The sequence below is a fragment of the Cupriavidus sp. H19C3 genome, assembly GCF_049393815.1.
GTDB lineage: Bacteria > Pseudomonadota > Gammaproteobacteria > Burkholderiales > Burkholderiaceae > Cupriavidus.
The window spans coordinates 3,275,101-3,292,499 of the sequence record NZ_CP184985.1 but is presented as its reverse complement, the minus strand read 5'-3'; the positions used below and the strand labels follow the sequence as shown (position 1 = coordinate 3,292,499).

The window sequence follows — 17,399 nt, the reverse complement described above, 5'->3', positions numbered from 1 at the left end:
ATGACCGAACTCTCCGCTTCCGTGCGTGCCGCGCTCAGGACCGTCAGCACCGCCACGCTCTGCACCGCGCTGTTCAAGCGCGGCCTGCGCAACCAGTTTATCCAGGACGTGCATCCGCTCGATCCGCTGCACTGCGCCAAGCATGGCGTGATGGTGGGCGAGGCGTTCACGCTGCGCTATATCCCCGCGCGCGAAGACCTCAATCCGATCACCGTGTTCCAGGACCCGCAACATCCGCAACGCCAGGCCATCGAGCAGTGCCCGCCCGGCGCGGTACTCGTGATCGACAGCCGCAAGGATGCGCGCGCGGCCTCGGCGGGATCGATCCTCGTCACGCGCCTGATGCAGCGTGGCGGCGCCGGCATCGTGACCGATGGCGGCCTGCGCGACTCGCCCGAGATCGCGCGGCTCGACATGCCCGCCTACCATCATCGGCCGGCGGCGCCGACCAACCTGACGATGCACCAGGCGCTCGAATTCAATGTGCCGATCGGCTGTGGCGACGTGGCCGTGTTTCCCGGCGATGTGGTCGTCGGCGATGGCGAAGGCGTGGTGATCGTGCCGCGCCACCTTGCCGAGGAAGTCGCCGCCGAGGCGGTGGAGATGACGGCGTTCGAGGACTTTGTCACCGAGGAGGTGCGCAAGGGCCGCTCGATCATCGGCCTTTATCCGCCCACGACCGAGCAGGCACGCGCGGACTTTGCCGCCTGGCGGCAGGTCCACGGGCGCTGAACGGCCGGCGCGCACCGCAAGCCGGTCGCAAGGAATACGTCCCACAATCAGTGCCGCGCGGCAGCGCGGCACGGCAACGACGGCGCACCGCTCTCTCACTCTCCTTCAGGAATCCCTCGCATGAAACCCCGCCTTCTGCAGCACGGCCGCCTGCCCGCCTCCATCGAAGCCAGGCTCGCCGAACATTTCGACGTGCATCCGTTCTGGGCCGAGACCGACCCGGCCGGCTACCTTGCGCAGCACGGTGGCGAGTTCGCGGCGATGACCGCGCGCGCGGCCACCGGTGTGGACGCGGGCATGATGGCGGCGATGCCGGCGCTGCGCGTGATCTCGAGCTTTGGCGTGGGGCTCGACAAGATCGATCTCGAGGCGGCCCGCGCGCGCGGCATCGCGGTGGGCTACACGCCCGACGTGCTCAACGACTGCGTGGCGGATACCGCATGGGCGTTGCTGATGGATGCCGCGCGCCAGGTGAGCGCGGCTGACCGTTACGTACGCCGTGGCGAATGGCCGAAGGCGCCGTATCCGCTGACCACGCGCGTCAGTGGCAAGCGCCTCGGCATCGTCGGCCTGGGCCGCATCGGGCGTGTCATCGCCCGGCGCTCCAGCGGCTTCGACATGGAAGTGCGATACTTCGGCCGCAAACCTGTCGACGATGTGCCGTACGGCTTTGAGCCCTCGATCGAGGCGCTGGCCAGCTGGGCGGACTTTCTCGTGCTGGCGACCTCGGGTGGCCCGTCCACGCGTCACCTGATTTCGGCGCGCGTGCTGGAAGCCCTCGGGCCCAAGGGCTACCTGATCAATATCGCGCGCGGCACGGTGGTCGACGAAGCCGCGTTGATCGATGCCCTGACCCACCGGCGCATTGCCGGCGCCGGCCTCGATGTCTTCGAGAACGAGCCGCATGTGCCCGAGGCCCTGTACCAGCTCGACAACGTGGTGCTGCTGCCTCACGTGGCCAGCGGCACGCATGAGACGCGCCAGGCCATGGCCGACCTGGTGTTCGACAACCTGCAGGCGTTCTTCGCCACGGGCGCGGTACTCAAATCCGCGCTGTAGGCGGGACGGCCTGGAAGCGACCTTACGAGTCCCGGAGGAAAGCCCTCATGTCCCTGCCTACCCTGTTCCTGACCGCGGCCGGTGGCGGCCTGGCCGTGGCCGCACCCGTCGGCCCGATGGCCATGCTGTGCATCCGCCGGACGCTGACCAGCGGGCCGCGCGCGGGGCTGGCGATCGGACTCGGCATTGCCTGTGGCGATGCGTGCTATGGCATGGTGGCGGCGCTCGGCCTGGTGGGGGTGTCGCAGTTCATGCTTGCCTATGACAAGCCGCTGCATCTGGTGGCGGGGCTGGTGCTGCTCTATCTGGGCCTGCGTACGGTTTTGCAGAAGCCCGGCGCGGAGGGCGACGAGGGGGACGCGGCCGCGAGGCTGCGCGACAGTAACGGCGGGGCGGGGCGCGCGTGGGCCAGCGCGATGTTGCTGACCCTCACCAATCCGCAGACCATTATCATGTTTGCCGCCCTGTTCGCCACGCTGGCGCCGCGTGGCGCATTTTCGACGAGCGTCGCCATGACCACCGTGGCCGGGGTCTTCTGCGGGTCGATCGCGTGGTGGTGCGTGCTGGTGACGCTGGTGTCAGGCGCACGGCATGCCCTGGGCATGCGCATGCGCCGCTGGATCGATCGCGCGGCCGGCCTGGCGCTGGCCGCGTTTGGCGCGGTGGAGATCCGCCGCGCGCTCTGACCGGTTGGGGCCTTCCTGGGGCCGCCTTGTTGGGTCCGCCTTGTTGGGGCCACCTTGTTGGGGCCACCTTGTTGGGGCCACCTTGTTGGGGCCACCTTGTTGGGGCCACCTTCTGCGGGCAGCCCCGGCGAGCCAGCCCTGCCGCGTCGAGCGTGTTTGCCGAGCTGGATTACTCGGCCTTGGCGCCCGAGTCCTTGGCCACCTTGATCCATCGGGTGGTCTCGGTCTTGATGAACGCCGCCAGCTGCTGGGCATTCATGTCGCCGGCGGACACGCCCTGCTCCTCGAAGCGCTTGAGCACTTCAGGCTGCTTGAGCACCTTGGTCAGTTCGGCCCCCATGCGCTGCCGGATCGCGTCCGGCGTGCCGTGCGGCGCCATCAGCGCGTACCACGTCACCACCTCGTAACCCGGGACCCCGCTTTCCGCCACGGTCGGCACGCCAGGATAGGCGCTCGAGCGCTTGTCGGAGGTCACCGCCAGCGCGCGTACCTTGCCGCTCTTGACGTGCGGATAGGCCGACGGGCTGGTTTCGATGGCCATCTGGATCTGGCCGGCGATCAGGTCGGTCATCATCGGCGCGCCGCCCTTGTAGGGCACGTGCGAGATATCGGTGTGGGTCAGCGCGCGGAACAGCTCGCCCGACAGGTGCTCGGTGCTGCCGATACCGGCCGAACCGTAGTTGACCTTGCCCGGATGCGCCTTGATGTAGGCCACCAGTTCCTGCACCGTCTTCACCGGAATCGACTGGTTGACGAGCAGCACGTTGGGCGTCAGCGCGACCATGCCGACCGGCTCCAGGTCCTTCTGGAAATCGTACGGCAGGGACTTGTAGATGCCGGGCGCCATGGTGTGGGCGATGGTGGCCAGCAGGAACGTGTAGCCGTCCGGCTGGGCGCGCGCCACGTTGGCGGCGCCGATGGTGCCGCCGGCACCGGGGCGGTTGTCGACGACCACCGGCTGGCCCAGTGCCTGGCCCAGCCGCTGGCCCACTTCACGACCCACGATATCGGTGGTGCCGCCCGCGGCGAACGGCACGACCAGGGTGATCGGCTTGGACGGCCATGCATCCGCCGCGTATGCCGTCATATGAGCGGCTACGCCGGCCGTCGCGAGAGCGACGCCCATGACGGCCTTGAGCGCATGGCGCGCGAGATGGCGCGGCATCGATTTCATTGCTTGTCTCCTTGAGGACGATTGGAATATGTCTGGGCCGGCACGGACGGGCGAACGGTGTTGCCAATTCCAGCCGACGGAACGGCGCCACTGTACGGAGCCCCGCATGCCGGCGCCACCCCTGTCCAGGCAAGGGGGGTTCACGAATCGTGAAGGGTAGCGCCGGGCCAGCGTCCGGCGCGCACCAGGTCGCGCGCCACACTGTCGAGCACGCCGCGCGCGGCCAGGCCGGCGGGCGACAGTTCGTCGTCCGACAGGCTTACCACCACATTCGGGCGTTGCACGCCCGCATCGATGATTTCGACCATCGCCAGCGGCGCGCCGATATGGCGTGCCACCGCGGCACCGGGCTGGATGGTGGCGCCAAGCCCGGCGCGCACAGCATCCATCAGCATGGCCAGCCCGTCAATTTCCGCCACGATATGGAGCGCGTGCTGGCTACGCGCGAAGGCGGTATTCAACAGCGAGCGCAGGCCGTGCACGCTGCTCGGCAACAGTAGCGGGAGGTCGCCCAGCGCGTCGAGCCGCACCTGCGGCGTGGCCGGCATCCCGGCGAAGTCCGGCCGCGCGATCACGAACAGGCGCTCGTCGAGCAGCGGCGCCATGCTCCAGCGTTGCACACTCTCGGTCTGAAACAGCACGGCGAGATCGAGCTGCCGTGCCCCGATCATGGCGGCGAGATTGCCTGAGAGATTTTCCACCAGGTGCAGGCGGATCTCCGGATAGCGCTCGCGCATCGCGGTCATGAACGGCAGCCCGAGCACCGCGATCGTGCTCGGTGCCATGCCCACGCTGACATGACCGGAGAGCCGCGCCAGCTGTGCCGCGCGCATGGCGTCGTCGGCATGGCGCAGGGCCAGCTGCGCCTGGCGCCAGAACGCCAGGCCGGCGTCGGTGGGCACCACGCCGCTCGACGTCCGCTGCAGCAATCGCGTCGACAGCTCGCTCTCGAGCCGGCTGATCTGCTGGCTCAGCGCGGACGTGACCACGCCCAGCCGCTGGGCCGCCTGCCCCATGCTGCCGAGCTCCACCACGTGCACGAAATACCGCAGTTGCCGCAGTTCCATGTCCCCATCCCAAGTACGACAGCCGGTATTGTGCCTTGTACCACGCACCCGGGCGAGCGCTCATGGCGGGGACTCGGGCAGCCGCCGGCAACGCGGAACGAGGACAAAGGGTGCGCGTATCAGCCGGTGCGGCCAAACGCCTCGCGCAGCTTGCCCTTGGCGCGCTGGAGCGTCGCCTTGCGCGCCTTGGGCAGGTTGCGCCCCGCGCGATTGATATAGAAGTTGAGCATCGACATGGCCGACTGAAACGGCGAGCCCTTGCGCCGCCGGCTATGCGTGGCCGAGCGCTTGAGCGATGCGGCCACTTCCTCGGCGGTACCGGTCTTGAAGATGTCGTGTTCGAGGTCCAAGGCATCGCTGGTCTCGGTGACGTGCTGCGACCAGCGCCGTGCCTTGCGGCGCGATGCCCCCCTGGCGGGGCGATGACGGGTGGTGGCCATGACATTCTCCTGATAGGGACGGCGATGGCGGAAGCGGTGCGACAAACATGCCAGCAAGCAACCCACACAACCACTGGTTGACCCCCGTGCGAATGCGCATAAGCTTGTGGCATCGACGCGCGAAGCCCGCCGTGAAGTCAACATCACAGCGCGACATCGCAAGGCGGCACGCGCGCGGTCCAGCCTTCACCTCTTTGGCTGCCTGCCCGCTGCATCCTTCATCTTTCACCACAGCGCATCTCACCGGAGCTCCCTATGCAAAGCATTCCACCGACCCTGTGGCCCATGACGGCATTTTTTCCTCACCTGCAAGCGTTCGCCTCCGCCGACGGGCAGCAATTGACGGAGAACTGGAGCAGGTGGATGGGGCTGAACACCGACTTCGCCCGCTCGATGTTCGACGAAGCCCGCTTCGACTGGGCGTCGATGTTCGTGCCGCAGGACCCCGAGTCACTCTACGTACGCCAGATGACCAACCAGGTGCCGATGCTGAGCATTCCGCTCCACTACGCGTCGGCGCTGATGGAACTGGGATGCCAGTCGCAGCGCGTGTGGATGGACACCTGGGGGCATTGGCTCGGCATGCCGTCGCTACTGATGGGTACCGCCCCGGCCGACCAGCCTGGCGCCAGAAATGTGGAGGACGTGCCACACACGCGCATCCGGGAGACGCCACACCCACGCGGCGCGAAAAGCAAGTCCCATTGAGCGGAAACGTGTAGATGCTGCGTTGGCGCCACATCTACACGTACAACCTACAAGTTGCCGCTCCAAAAGCCGCCATATGCGGCACAATCGGACTGGCATGGCCGATGCATGCTACGCTCCGACCAATGGATAGACTTCTGACCACGCAGGGAAGGGACTATTCTCAGTACTAGTAACTCAGTACTAGTAACTCAGTGCTAGTAACTCAGTACTTGTAACGTCGGCGGGGTAGCGCCGTCATTGCATGGCCAGAAAAAATTCGCATGGTAACAAGCTGCCTGTTCGATCGACGCGGGGCGCAGTCGACACAGGTATTCAGATCGCGCCCCAACCAAGATATCGCGAGGCACCTCCCATGAAAAAGACCCATTTCGCCAGTCTGATCGTTGCCGCCACGGCGGTGGTGGCCGCGCCGCTGGCTATCGCCCAGCAGAAGCAGGTCGACCCGTACACCCAGGGCGCCAAGACCGGCAAGCCCGACCCCTACACCGACGGCGCCAAGTCGGGCAAGTTCGATCCGTACACCGACGGTGCCAAGTCGTCGACGCGCTCGAACCTGGTCAACGACAAGCGTGACCCGTACACGCAAGGCGCGCGCAGCGGCACGCGCGACCCGTACACCGACGGCGCCAAGTCAGGCAAGCCCGATCCGTACACCGACGGCGCCAACAAGAAGCAGTAATGGCAGCGGGCGGCGGTAGCCGCCTGGCGCAGGACCGAAGGTAGATGGCAAGACCCCCGGGGTTGGCGACAACCCCGGGGGTCTTTGCATTGGTGCGCCGGTATCTTGCCGAACGGCTCAGGGCACCGCGTTGGCGGCGCCGTCGATCGACACGATGGCCCCGTTCACATAGGCTGCGCGACCCGAGGCAAGGAACACGACCATATCGGCCACCTCGTCCGCCTGGGCCAAGCGTCCCATCGGCAGCTTGCCGGTCATCTGGCTGATGATCTGTTCCTTGCTGACGTTGGCCGCCGCGGCCTCGACCGCCACGCGCTCGTGATAGCGATCGGTTTCCACCGTGCCCGGGTTGACGGCGTTGATGCGGATGCCATGCCGCGCGTAGGCATTGGCCAGGCCGGTCGACGCCAGCATGAGCGCGGCATTGGCGGCGCCGCCGCCCAGGTGAATGGTGGAGGCTACGCGGCCACCGACGCCGATCACGTTGACGATGGTGCCGGTGCGGCGCGCCGCCATGCCGGCCAGCACCGTCTCCATCATGTGGATATAGGTGAAGTATTTGGCCTCCATGGCGGCATGCCAGTGCGCAGCGGTCAGTTGCTCGGCCGGCGTCCGCTTGGCGGCGCCGGCCGAGTTGACCAGCACGTCGATCGGACCGAGTGCCGCTTCCACGCGCGTACGCAGGTCGGCTGCCTGCGCGGGCTCGCTCAGGTCCGCGGCAAAGCCCTGCACGCTCCAGCCTTCCCGCGCAAGCGCGCTGACCGCGGCATCGAGGCCGGCCGGATTGCGCGCGGCAATCGCGACCCGGGCGCCTTCCTGCGCGAACGTACGCGCGCAGGCCAGACCGATGCCCTTGCTGCCGCCCGTGATCAGCACGACCTTGTCCTTCAGTTTCAGATCCATCGCTTCCCGTCCGTTTGCCCTGTTGTCCTGTTGTCCTGTTGTCCCTGTGGCTTGCGTTGCTTCCGCCGCTGCCTGTGGCTTCGACCGCTGCGGCCTAGCCGCGCTTGCATAGCAGGCCGCCATCCACCGGCAGCAGCACGCCGGTAATATACGCCGCATCGTCGGAGGCCAGGAACACGGCGGCATTGGCGACATCCCAGGCGCTGCCCATGCGGCCGATCGGCACGCTGGCATTGCGCTCGGCGCGGATGACCTCGGCCGGCACGCCGCGTTCCCGCGCGCGCCGTTCGATCGCCATCGGCGTATCGATCAGCCCCGGCAGCAGCGCATTGGCGCGAATGCCGTGCGCCGCGTTTTCCATCGCGAGGTGCTGTGTGAACGCGTTGACGGCACCCTTGCTGGTCTTGTAGGTCACCGTCGGCCGCGCCGCCAGCGAGGCCGTCGACGAGACGTTGATGATGCAACCCTGCTTGCGCGCCACCATATGCGGCAGCGCGTACTTGCACGTCAGCACCATGCCGCGCAGGTTCATCGCCATCAGGCCATCCCACACATTCGCATCGAGGTCCGCGGTCTTCGCATCGCCCTGCGAGCGGCCCACATTGTTGTGCAGGATATCGATGCGGCCGAACTGCGCGATGCAGGTATCGACGATGCGCTTGCAATCGGCTTCCTGCGTGATGTCCGCCACGCAGACTTCCGCGCGCACACCGGATGCCGCCACCGCGGCGCGGGTGTTTTCGGCCCATTCGCCCTGGATATCGACGAGCAGCAGATCGGCGCCTTCCTGCGCAAAGCGCTCGGCCGTGGCGCGGCCGTTGCCAATGGTGCCGCCCGGCTGTTGTCCCGCGCCGACGATGATGGCGACCTTGTTCCTCAGCTTGCCCGAGGCGATACGAGTGTCATGCATGACGCGCCGCTCAATGCGAAATGTCGAGCGCCACCAGCAGGCGCGACACCATGTTGTACGAAGCGACGGTCGCCACGGCCTCGAGCACGCCGCGCGCGTCGAAGGTGGCCTTGAGGCCGTCCATGATCTCTTCCGGCACCACGATCTGCCGCGTCATCGCATCGGTCAGGCGGATCAGCAATTGTTCGGTTGGCGTGTAAATCTCCATCGGCACGGCGACCAGGCGCAACGCATCGATCTTCTCCTGCGCCATACCGGCCTTGAGCGCATGCGGCACGTGCGCGTGGTACTCGAAATCGGCACCGTTGAGCACAGCCACGCGGATGATCATCAGCTCGCGCAAATCGGCCGGCAATGAGTTCTGATTGCGCACGGCGGTGAGCAGCTTCTCCCATCCCGCAGCCAGCGGCGGGCTGTTCAGCAAGGCCTGGTAGAGGATCGAAATGCGGCCGCGCTCGGCGAGGATGCCGGCTTCGATCTCGGCCAGTTCCGGCCGGGTGCCGGGTTCCACAAACGGGATACGTGCGGGTTTCTGCGTCATGACGTCGAGGAGGTTGTCGTAGGAATTCAATCGAGCTTGATGCCGAGCCTGGCGACCACGCCGTGCCATTGCGTGATCTCCCTCGCGATGGCGGCACCGAACTGCGCCGCCGAGCCGCCCGCCACATAGGTACCGTCAGCCTCGAGCTTGGGGCCGGTCTCCTTGCTGGCGAGGATCTTGTTGATCTCGGTATTGAGGCGTTGCACGATCTCGGGCGGCATGCCCTTGGGACCGATCACGCCGTACCACAGCGCCACGTCGTAGCCCGGCAGGCCCGATTCGGCGAGCGTCGGCACGTTGGGCAGCGTGGGCAGGCGGCGGTCGGTGGTCACGCCCAGCGCCACCAGCTTGCCGTTGCGCACATGGGGCAGGACGCTGGTGGGTCCGGCAAAGTAGACATCGACCTGTCCGCCCAGCAGGTCGGTCACGGCCGCGCCACCACCCTTGTACGGCACATGGATCATCTGGATACCTTCCCGGTCCGCATACAAGGCGGCCGCCAGATGCAGGGCGCTGCCCTGGCCGGACGACGCGTAGGTGATCTTGCCCGGGTGCGCCTTGGCCAGACGCGTGAGGTCCTGCAGCGTCTTCACACCCAGGCTGGGAATGGCGACTGCCAGCAACGGTCCCTTCGACACCTGGACGATCGGCGTGATGTCCTTCACCGGATCGAAGCGCATCTTGTACAGGCTTGGGTTGACGGTATAGCTCGAAGAGATCAGCGTCAGCGTGTAACCGTCTGGCCTGGCCGCCACGCCCTGCTCCGCACCGATCATGCCACCCGCCCCGGTGCGGTTATCGACCACCACGGGCTGCCCCATCGCTTCCGCCAGGCCTTTGCCGATATAGCGCGCCAGCACGTCGGCGTTGCCACCGGCCACATATGGCACGATCAGCCGGATCGGTTTTTCCGGATAGGCGGCAAAAGCGTGCGAAGCGAAAAGAAATGGGAGCAGGGCGAAACCGGCGCGCACAATGCGGCGCGCCGATGCAATACGGCGGGGTGCTGACAAGGTTGTCTCCTGGGGTCAAGCGGCATATCGGTGCCGTTCTTGGGTGACGGCAGGCGACCATTATTCAGGCGTGGTTTTCTTTCGTCCAATATGGATTTGGAAATCGTCTGATTCTGTTTTGGAATGAGAGCGCCGCGTTGCATGACCGCGCGCGGTGCCCTGCCCCCGCGCGCAAGCGTCCATAGCACAAGGCGATCGGGGCGATTGAAGTTCCCCATCGATTTGTTCAAACACCGAAACAGTGAATTAACGCCAGCGAGTTTCTTCCGCGCGGCGCTTGGCATAAATTAGGGACTCCCATCGCTCATGGCTGGCTTCATGGCTGGCTACATGGCGGGCTTCATCGCTTACGACAAGGAAAACGATCATGCGCCTCACCCCTGAGTCCCTGCTCCCGAACTCGACCAACACCGACGACGTCGTTACGGCGGTCCATCACCAGGATATCGTGACAGCGTGGTCCGCCACGATGGCCGCCGAACGTGTCGCCGTGCTGCACATGCTCTATCCGCGCACCGATGCACGCACGCACCGCAGCCTCGACGCACTGGTCAATGCGCTGCATGTGCATGGCCTGCACCAGGTGGCGGAGCTGATCGAGAAGGAGGCGCACTATCTGGTGTTCAGGGATCCGGTCAAGGCGTGGAAGGCACTGAACGAAATCCGCCATGACTCCCTCGCTATCGGCGTGCACCTGTACTACAAGGGCCTGAGCGGCAATCAGGCCGAAGTGGCGCTGGACCAGGACGCGCACCAGAAGGCGTGAGACGACCGGGGCGGAGCCAGATCGCTCCGCCCTTCCGCCCTTCCGCCGTGGCGTTCATGCCATCGGCATTTGCGAATTTGGTGTCACACCTCGCCCCGGCGCTCCGCGGCCGCACGCCCGTCCTTGCCCAAAATTACAAGGGCATGCCGTTTGCAGACGCGCCTTCTTGCACGCGCGCACGGTCTTGCCGCGCGCCCCGGGCTGGTACGGAACGTGCGCCGGTCAAGGCTCCCCCGCTCAACGGAGACTTGTCATGGACCCGAACGATATCAATCCGAATGACCCGGCGGCCTCGGCATCGGCGGCCAAATCGAATCTGCGCGCGAGTACCGACCAGTTGGCAAAGGACCTCGACGACCTGCTCACGCAGTTGCCGAGCCTCACCGGAGAAGCCGTCGAGGCGGCCAAGCGCTCGTTTCTGGCCAAGGCCGAACAAGGCAGCAGCCGGTTGCATGCGATGAAGGAGAACGCATGCCACCGGATGGAGCATGCGCAGGAGTGCGTGAACGACTACGTGCACCAGCAGCCCATGCGCGCGCTCGGCATGGCGCTTGGCGTGGGTGTGCTGCTCGGCGCGGTGTTGTGCCGGCCGCATGGGAGGGATTGAGCCCGGTGAAAAACGGGGGGCAGGCCGATCGCCTGCTTCCCCCGGACCCTTGGGACCCCTCGGACCCTCGGGACCCTCAGTGCCATCAGGACGCCAGCGAATCCGACAGGCGGCCATCGGACGGCGGCTCGACTTCCTCGTCCGGCCAGCTGCGGCCGACCATCCATTCGTACAGCGTCGGCAGCACGATCAGCGTCAGCAGCGTGGCCGTGATCAGGCCGCCGATGATGACGATGGCCAGCGGACGTTGCGTCTCCGAGCCAATGGCGCGTGACACCGCCATCGGAAACAGCCCCAGCATCGCCAGCAATGCCGTCATCAGCACCGTGCGCAGGCGATCCATCGAACCTGTGATCACGGCCTGGCGCAGCGGCATGCCTTCGTCGCGCAACTGGTTGAAGTAGGTCACCATCACCACGCCGTTGAGCACGGCCTGGCCGAACAGCGCGATAAAGCCGATGGCGGCCGACACCGACAGCGGAATGCCGGTCAGGAACAGCGCGAACACGCCCCCGATCAGCGCGAACGGAATGTTCGAAATGATCAGCGTGGCGCTCTTGAACGACTTGAACGCATTGAACAGCAGCAGGAAGATCAGCAGCACCGACAGCGGCACCACGATCGACAGGCGCGCCATGGCGCGTTCCTGGTTCTCGAATTCGCCCGACCAGCTGATCTTGACGTCGTCGGCCTTCACATTGCGCTTGACCAGCGCCTGCATGTCCTTGACCACGCTACCCATGTCGCGATCGTGGATGAAGATGCCGATCGACGTGGTGCGCTGGCCGTTCTCGCGGCTGATGTTCATGGCCCCCGACGCGGCGCGGAACGTCACCAGCTGCGACAGCGGCACCTGCGCGCCGTCGGCGGTCTGCAGGAAAATGTTGGGCAGGTTCGGCAGTTCGCGCTCGTTGGGCTTCAGACGCACCGCCACGCTGAAGTGCCGCTCGCCTTCCCACAGCTCGGTCGCGGCCTTGCCTGCCAGCGCGGTTTCCATCAGATCCTGCACGTCGGCCACGTTGATACCGTAGCGCGCGGCCTGCGCGCGGTCGAACTCGAGCACATACTGCGGCAGTTCGCCGTCACGGTCGATAAATGCGCGCATCACGCCCTTGACCGACTGCACGTTGGCCAGGATCTGGTCGGCCACCTGCTTGTTGTGCTCGAGGCTGTCGCTCTGGACCTTGATGACGATCTGGCCCTTGATCTGCGAAATGCTCTCCAGGATGTTGTCGCGCACCGGCTGCGAGAAATTGGGCTCGATGCCGGGCAGCTGACGCAGGTTGCGGTTGATCTCCTCGATGATCCTGCGCTTGTCGTACCCCGCGCGCCACTGCTTCTCGCCCTTGAGGTCGACCAGGATTTCCACCGTGTTGATCAGCTTGGGATCGGTACCGTCGTCAGGGCGGCCTACCTTGGAGATGGTAGTGTTGACCTCCGGCGTGCGGCGGATGACGGAGCGCAGGATGCGCGCCTGGTCGCGCGCCTCGTCGATCGAGACCGACGCCGGCAGGTCGAAGCTGACCCACATCGAGCCCTCATCGAGTTCCGGCAGGAACTCGCTGCCGAGGAACTTGCCCACGCCGACCGTCGCCACCAGCAGGCCGAGGGCGATGCCGATCACGGCCTTCTTGTGGCCGAGTGCCCAGCGCAGCATCGGCTCGTAGAGGCGCTTGCAGTGCCGCACGATGAAGTTGTCGTCGTGGGCGATGTTCTTCTTGAGCAACAGGTGGCACAGCAGCGGTACCACCGTCAGCGAGATGATGAGCGAGCCGACCAGCGCGCCGGTCACCGTATAGGCCATCGGCGCGAAGATCTTGCCCTCGTGCCGCTGCAGCGTGAAGATCGGGATATGCGCGGCGATGATGATGATCATCGAGAACACGGTCGGCCGGCCCACCTCGGTGGTGGCCTGCAGGATGGCGTAGAGCCGCGCCTTGCTGTCCTGGATCTGCTGGGCCTTGAGCTCGCCCAGCCGCTTGAAGATATTCTCGACCACGATCACCGCGCCGTCGACGATGATCCCGAAGTCCATCGCGCCGAGCGAGAGCAGGTTGGCCGGAATGCCGACCCAGGTGAGGCCGATGAAGGTGGACAGCAGCGCCAGCGGAATCACCAGCGCCACGATCGCGGCCGCCCGCACGTTGGCGAGGAACAGGTAAAGCACGGCCATGACCAGCAGCGCGCCCTCGACCAGGTTGCCGAACACCGTATGCAGCGTCTTGTCGATCAGCGTGGAGCGGTCGTAGTACGGCACGATCTTCACGCCCTTCGGCAGGATCGAATCGTTGAGCAGCTCGATCTTCTTCTTCAGTGCGTCCAGCACGATGGACGGGTTTTCGCCCTTGCGCATGACCACGATGCCGGACACGATATCGTCCTCGTCATCCTGCCCCATCAAACCCTGCGGCGGCGCCGAGCCGATCTTGACCTCGGCGATATCCTTGACCAGGATCGGCGTGCCATTGTTCTCGGCCACCACCGTATTGGCGATATCGGCGGAGGTGCGATAGCTGCCGAGCGAGCGCAGCAGGTACTGCTGGCGGCCGTGGCTCACCGCGCCGCCGCCGGCGTTGGCATTGGCGCGCTGCAGCGAGGTGAACAGCTGCGACAGCGAGATCTTGGCATCGCGCATGCGCGCCAGATTGGGATTCACCTCGTACTGCTTGATGGTGCCGCCGATGGTCACGAGGTCGGCCACGCCGGGCACCTGGCGCAGGTTCTTCTCGACCACCCAGTCCTGCAGCGTGCGCAGCTCCTGCGCGGAATATCCCTTGCCGGTCAGGCGGAAACGATAGATTTCGCCGATCGCGGTGGAGAGCGGCGCGAGCTCGGGACTGACGCCGTCGGGCAGGTCCACGCCGCGCAGGCGCTCCAGGATCTGCTGGCGCGCGGTCACGTCGGTGGCCTTGTCGTTGAAGGTCACCATCATGAACGACAGGCCGAACTGGGTATGCGAGAACACGCGCACCGAATTGGGCGTACCGGCAAGCGCGGTCTCGATCGGAATCGTGACCTGACGCTCCACTTCCTCGGCCGCGCGGCCCGGGTACAACGTGATCACGTTGACCTGGATATCCGACACGTCGGGGAAGGCCTCGATGGGCAGGTTCTTGAAGGCAGCCAGGCCGCCCGCGATAAAGATGATCAGCCCCAGCCAGACAAACAGCTTCTGGTGAAGCGCAAAACTGACGATGCGCGAGATCATGTGGCCGCCGTCCTCACTGCTTCGCGGCGGCAGCCCGCGCGTTGTTGACCGCGGTGGCGTCGCGCAGGATGTCCTGCAGATACAGGTTGCCGTCGGTCACCACCACGTCGCCATCCTTGAGGCCCTCGACCACTTCGGCCGTGCCCGGAATCGTCACGCCGAGCTTGACCTGGCGCCGTTCGAACGAATTCTGCGACGGCCGCACGAACACATAGTTCTTGTTGTCGGCCAGGAACACGGCCTTCGACGGCACCGAGATGCCCTTGAACGAGCTCGCCTGCAGCCTGGCCGTGACGAACATCTCGGCCTTGAGACGACGATCGGCGTTAGGCACCAGCAGGCGCACCTTCACGCTGCGCGAGGCGGGGTCGACATAGTCCGCGATCTTGACCACCGTGCCCGGGAAGGTCTCGCCCGGATAGGCGGCACTGCTCAGTTGCACCGTCACGCCGGGCTTGAACAGGCTGAGATCGGCCTCGGTGGCATCGAGCTGGGCCCACAGCGTGCCCGGATCGGTGATCAGGAACAGCGGCGCGCCGGGCGGCTGGTCGGGACGCAGTTCCATGCCCGGATTGATATTGCGCTCGACCACCAGACCGTCGATCGGGCTGCGCAGCGAGAAGCGCTGGTTGACATTGTCGCCGGCGTTGCCGTACATGCGCAGCGCCGCCTGGGTGCGCTGCAGGTCGGCCATGGCGCGCGCGCTGTCAGCCTGCGCCTGCTCGAAGTCCTTCTGCGCGATCACGCCGGCGTCGTAGAGCTCGCGCTGGCGCGTGAGCGACTTCTGCGCATAGGCGCTGTCGGCGGCGGCCTTGCGCGCATCGGCCTGGGCCACGCCAAAATCGGGCGAGGTCAGCAGCGCCAGCGGCTGGCCCGCCTTCACCGCGGTGCCGGGTTGCACCAGGATTTCCATCACGCGCCCGGCAAACGGCGACGACACGCGCACGGTCTTGTCCTCGTCCCACACCAGGCGGCCCGGCATGCTGATCATGCGTTCGCCGCCGGCCTTGACCGGCTGGCCGACAATACCCGGCAGCGTACGTACGCTTTCCGGGAACGTGATGGTCTGGCCGGAAACCTTGGGATCGTCGTCGGCCTCGGGGGCCTCCTTCTTGCCGCACGCCACGAGCGCGAGCGTGCACAACGCGGCCGCGGCCAGCCGGACCGCGCCCACGCGGGACAGGACGGACATCTCGGTAATTCTCTGCATGCTGTTATGGGCGCGACGCATCGGTACGGACCTGGGGTAACGTGTTGATATCGGTATTGGTGGCCTGCAGGGCCGTGCGGTAGGCCGACAGCGCCTTGGCGTAGGCGCCCTGCGCCTCCACCGCGTCGAGCTGGGTCTGCCGCAGCGCGCGGCGCGCATCGAGCAGATCGAGCACGCCCGAGGCACCCTTGCCGTAGGCGAACTCGGCACTGTTGGCCACGCTTTGCGCGGCCGGCAGCACGGTGTCGCGCATCTGGCGCAGCGTGGCGCGCGCGGACTCCAGCTGCGAGCGCAGCCGTTCGATGTCGTTCTGCGCGGCCAGCAGGATGCGGTTGCGATCGTCGAGCGCGGCGTAGTAGTCCACTTCCGCGCGGCGCGCCTCGCCGCCATAGCTGTGGCGCACGAACAGCGGAATCGAGACGAACACGCCAAAGCTGTTGCCGCTGCCGGTCGGGTTGCTCTGCGAGATCGGATAGTGCTCGGCCTGCGCGCCCACCGTCACGTCGGGCACGCGGCCGGCACGGGCGAGGTCACGCGCGGCGGCGGCAGCCGCCAGACGGGCTTCGGCGGCGGTGACGTCGGGGCGGCGCTGGAGGAAGTTCGGATCGACCGGCGGCACCTCGGTATCGAGGTCCGGCCAGTCGGGCATCAGGCGATTGTCGAGCAGCGTGCCGGGCACGCCGATGGTGGCGGCCAGCGCCGCCTTGTCGCGTGCGTGGTCGGCCTGGGCCGCGCGCAGGTCGTTCTGCGCGCGCAGCGTTTCCAGCTGAAGCTTGGTCACATCGGCCCGCGAGACATCACCGGCCCTGAGCCGTGCCTCGTTGGCCTGCTGGGTACGGTTGTAGAGGCCGACCGTGTCGGTCAGCACGCCGACACGCTCCTGGCTGACCACGGCTTCGTACCAGGCCTGGTCCACCAGGCCCAGCTGCTGCGCCACCACGGCCTGCAATTGTTCGCCGGCGGCGGCGCTGGCCTTGCGCGCGGCGTCCACACGCAGGCCGCCCTTGTTGGCGGTCTCGATCACCTGGTCCACGCGCAGCGTGGAGTCGACGGTCTTGCTGCGCAGGTTGCCCGAGCCAACCCCGAGGCTCGGGTTGATATTGGCGACGCCGAGGCTCAGGACGGGATTGGGCCGCTGGGAGGCAATTTCGATATCGGCCTGGCTGGCTTCCTCGCCACGCCGGGCCACGATGACGTCACGGTTGCAACGCTGGGCGTCGAGACGGGCCTGGGACAGCGTCAGGGTGGCCTTGGCCGGTGGCGCCACGCACGGGCCGTCTGGCGGCAGAGGCTCGCTGGCCGCATGGCCGGCGGTAGCCGCCAGGGCAACGAGCATCGCCACGGCGACTCGGGTAACAGAAAAATGCACGATCGATCTGGCTCAATTCGACAACGGTCAGAGGTAAACGACCGTGCCAGCCGAACGGTGCACCGGAATGGCAACTTTCTTTTTATGCGCCTTTTATTCCGGAAGCCTCCTGCCTGATATCCGCCGGTTGATGACCGGACACGATCCCCCGTGCGTATTCCAACCGAATCTCATTACAAATGGCTTTCATCTAGCGGCCAAATGGCAGCAAATCCGCCCTAATCCGCGCAGAGGGAAAACCCGTATGGCGTGCCCGCGCGTTTGCCTTCCGCCGGGTATATTTGGCCGCCGCGATACGGCGGCGGGGGCCAAAGTGCGTTCCAA

General features: G+C 66.3%; 17 protein-coding genes. 7 read left to right on the top strand and 10 right to left on the bottom strand.

Going from position 1 to position 17,399, the window contains the following annotated elements; genetic code table 11:
- From DFLDMN_RS15180 to DFLDMN_RS15170, 3 genes are all read left to right on the top strand, one after another.
- Positions 1–732, top strand: coding sequence for a ribonuclease activity regulator RraA (locus tag DFLDMN_RS15180; RefSeq protein WP_423195744.1), 732 nt, complete (start codon positions 1–3; stop codon positions 730–732).
- 120 nt (positions 733–852) lie between these two features.
- Positions 853–1,791, top strand: coding sequence for a 2-hydroxyacid dehydrogenase (locus tag DFLDMN_RS15175; protein WP_423195743.1), 939 nt, complete (start codon positions 853–855; stop codon positions 1,789–1,791).
- Between the two features lie 47 nt (positions 1,792–1,838).
- Complete coding sequence (locus DFLDMN_RS15170; RefSeq protein ID WP_423195742.1) at positions 1,839–2,477, top strand: LysE family translocator; 639 nt, start codon at positions 1,839–1,841, stop codon at positions 2,475–2,477.
- Positions 2,478–2,646: 169 nt separating this feature from the next.
- Here DFLDMN_RS15170 and DFLDMN_RS15165 read toward each other — a convergent pair whose 3' ends face one another.
- The 3 genes from DFLDMN_RS15165 to DFLDMN_RS15155 form a co-directional block, all read right to left on the bottom strand.
- Positions 2,647–3,642 carry a Bug family tripartite tricarboxylate transporter substrate binding protein gene (locus DFLDMN_RS15165; protein WP_423198433.1) on the bottom strand — a complete coding sequence of 332 codons (996 nt, stop codon included), beginning with the start codon at positions 3,640–3,642 and terminating at the stop codon, positions 2,647–2,649.
- A 149-nt stretch (positions 3,643–3,791) separates the two neighbouring features.
- Positions 3,792–4,718 carry a LysR family transcriptional regulator gene (locus DFLDMN_RS15160; RefSeq protein WP_423195741.1) on the bottom strand — a complete coding sequence of 309 codons (927 nt, stop codon included), beginning with the start codon at positions 4,716–4,718 and terminating at the stop codon, positions 3,792–3,794.
- Between the two features lie 119 nt (positions 4,719–4,837).
- Complete coding sequence (locus tag DFLDMN_RS15155; protein ID WP_423195740.1) at positions 4,838–5,158, bottom strand: DUF3175 domain-containing protein; 321 nt, start codon at positions 5,156–5,158, stop codon at positions 4,838–4,840.
- A 255-nt stretch (positions 5,159–5,413) separates the two neighbouring features.
- On the opposite strand from DFLDMN_RS15155, the gene DFLDMN_RS15150 reads away from it, so the two are divergent.
- Both DFLDMN_RS15150 and DFLDMN_RS15145 read left to right on the top strand, forming a co-directional pair.
- The gene (locus DFLDMN_RS15150) at positions 5,414–5,866 is read left to right on the top strand and encodes a hypothetical protein (protein WP_423195739.1); all 453 of its coding nucleotides are present in this window, start codon (positions 5,414–5,416) and stop codon (positions 5,864–5,866) included.
- 355 nt (positions 5,867–6,221) lie between these two features.
- On the top strand, positions 6,222–6,548 hold the full coding sequence (locus DFLDMN_RS15145; RefSeq protein ID WP_423195738.1) for a hypothetical protein: 327 nt from the start codon (positions 6,222–6,224) through the stop codon (positions 6,546–6,548).
- A gap of 117 nt (positions 6,549–6,665) precedes the next feature.
- Here the strand turns inward: DFLDMN_RS15145 and DFLDMN_RS15140 are convergent, their stop codons facing one another.
- The 4 genes from DFLDMN_RS15140 to DFLDMN_RS15125 all read right to left on the bottom strand — a co-directional run bounded on the left by DFLDMN_RS15140 (position 6,666) and on the right by DFLDMN_RS15125 (position 9,915).
- Positions 6,666–7,451 (bottom strand): SDR family NAD(P)-dependent oxidoreductase, encoded by a 786-nt coding sequence (locus tag DFLDMN_RS15140; protein WP_423195737.1) that lies wholly within the window; start codon positions 7,449–7,451, stop codon positions 6,666–6,668.
- A 94-nt stretch (positions 7,452–7,545) separates the two neighbouring features.
- Positions 7,546–8,361: an SDR family NAD(P)-dependent oxidoreductase gene (locus DFLDMN_RS15135; RefSeq protein WP_423195736.1), complete on the bottom strand. Its 816-nt coding sequence runs from the start codon at positions 8,359–8,361 to the stop codon at positions 7,546–7,548.
- 10 nt (positions 8,362–8,371) lie between these two features.
- Positions 8,372–8,902, bottom strand: a complete 531-nt coding sequence (locus DFLDMN_RS15130) for a carboxymuconolactone decarboxylase family protein (RefSeq protein WP_423195735.1) — start codon at positions 8,900–8,902, stop codon at positions 8,372–8,374.
- 26 nt (positions 8,903–8,928) lie between these two features.
- On the bottom strand, positions 8,929–9,915 hold the full coding sequence (locus tag DFLDMN_RS15125) for a tripartite tricarboxylate transporter substrate-binding protein (protein WP_423195734.1): 987 nt from the start codon (positions 9,913–9,915) through the stop codon (positions 8,929–8,931).
- Positions 9,916–10,282: 367 nt separating this feature from the next.
- Here DFLDMN_RS15125 and DFLDMN_RS15120 point away from each other — a divergent pair, with 367 nt between their 5' ends.
- The gene (locus DFLDMN_RS15120) at positions 10,283–10,681 is read left to right on the top strand and encodes a hypothetical protein (protein ID WP_423195733.1); all 399 of its coding nucleotides are present in this window, start codon (positions 10,283–10,285) and stop codon (positions 10,679–10,681) included.
- A 253-nt stretch (positions 10,682–10,934) separates the two neighbouring features.
- A complete protein-coding gene (locus DFLDMN_RS15115; RefSeq protein WP_423195732.1) occupies positions 10,935–11,288 on the top strand; it encodes a DUF883 family protein in 354 nt (117 codons plus the stop codon).
- A gap of 85 nt (positions 11,289–11,373) precedes the next feature.
- On the opposite strand, the gene DFLDMN_RS15110 is transcribed toward DFLDMN_RS15115, so the two are convergent.
- The 3 genes from DFLDMN_RS15110 to DFLDMN_RS15100 are packed head-to-tail and all read right to left on the bottom strand — an operon-like array spanning position 11,374 to position 17,042.
- Complete coding sequence (locus DFLDMN_RS15110; protein WP_423195731.1) at positions 11,374–14,496, bottom strand: efflux RND transporter permease subunit; 3,123 nt, start codon at positions 14,494–14,496, stop codon at positions 11,374–11,376.
- Between the two features lie 13 nt (positions 14,497–14,509).
- Positions 14,510–15,688 (bottom strand): efflux RND transporter periplasmic adaptor subunit, encoded by a 1,179-nt coding sequence (locus DFLDMN_RS15105; protein WP_423195730.1) that lies wholly within the window; start codon positions 15,686–15,688, stop codon positions 14,510–14,512.
- A gap of 22 nt (positions 15,689–15,710) precedes the next feature.
- Complete coding sequence (locus DFLDMN_RS15100; RefSeq protein WP_423198432.1) at positions 15,711–17,042, bottom strand: TolC family protein; 1,332 nt, start codon at positions 17,040–17,042, stop codon at positions 15,711–15,713.
- Positions 17,043–17,399: the final 357 nt, after the last annotated feature.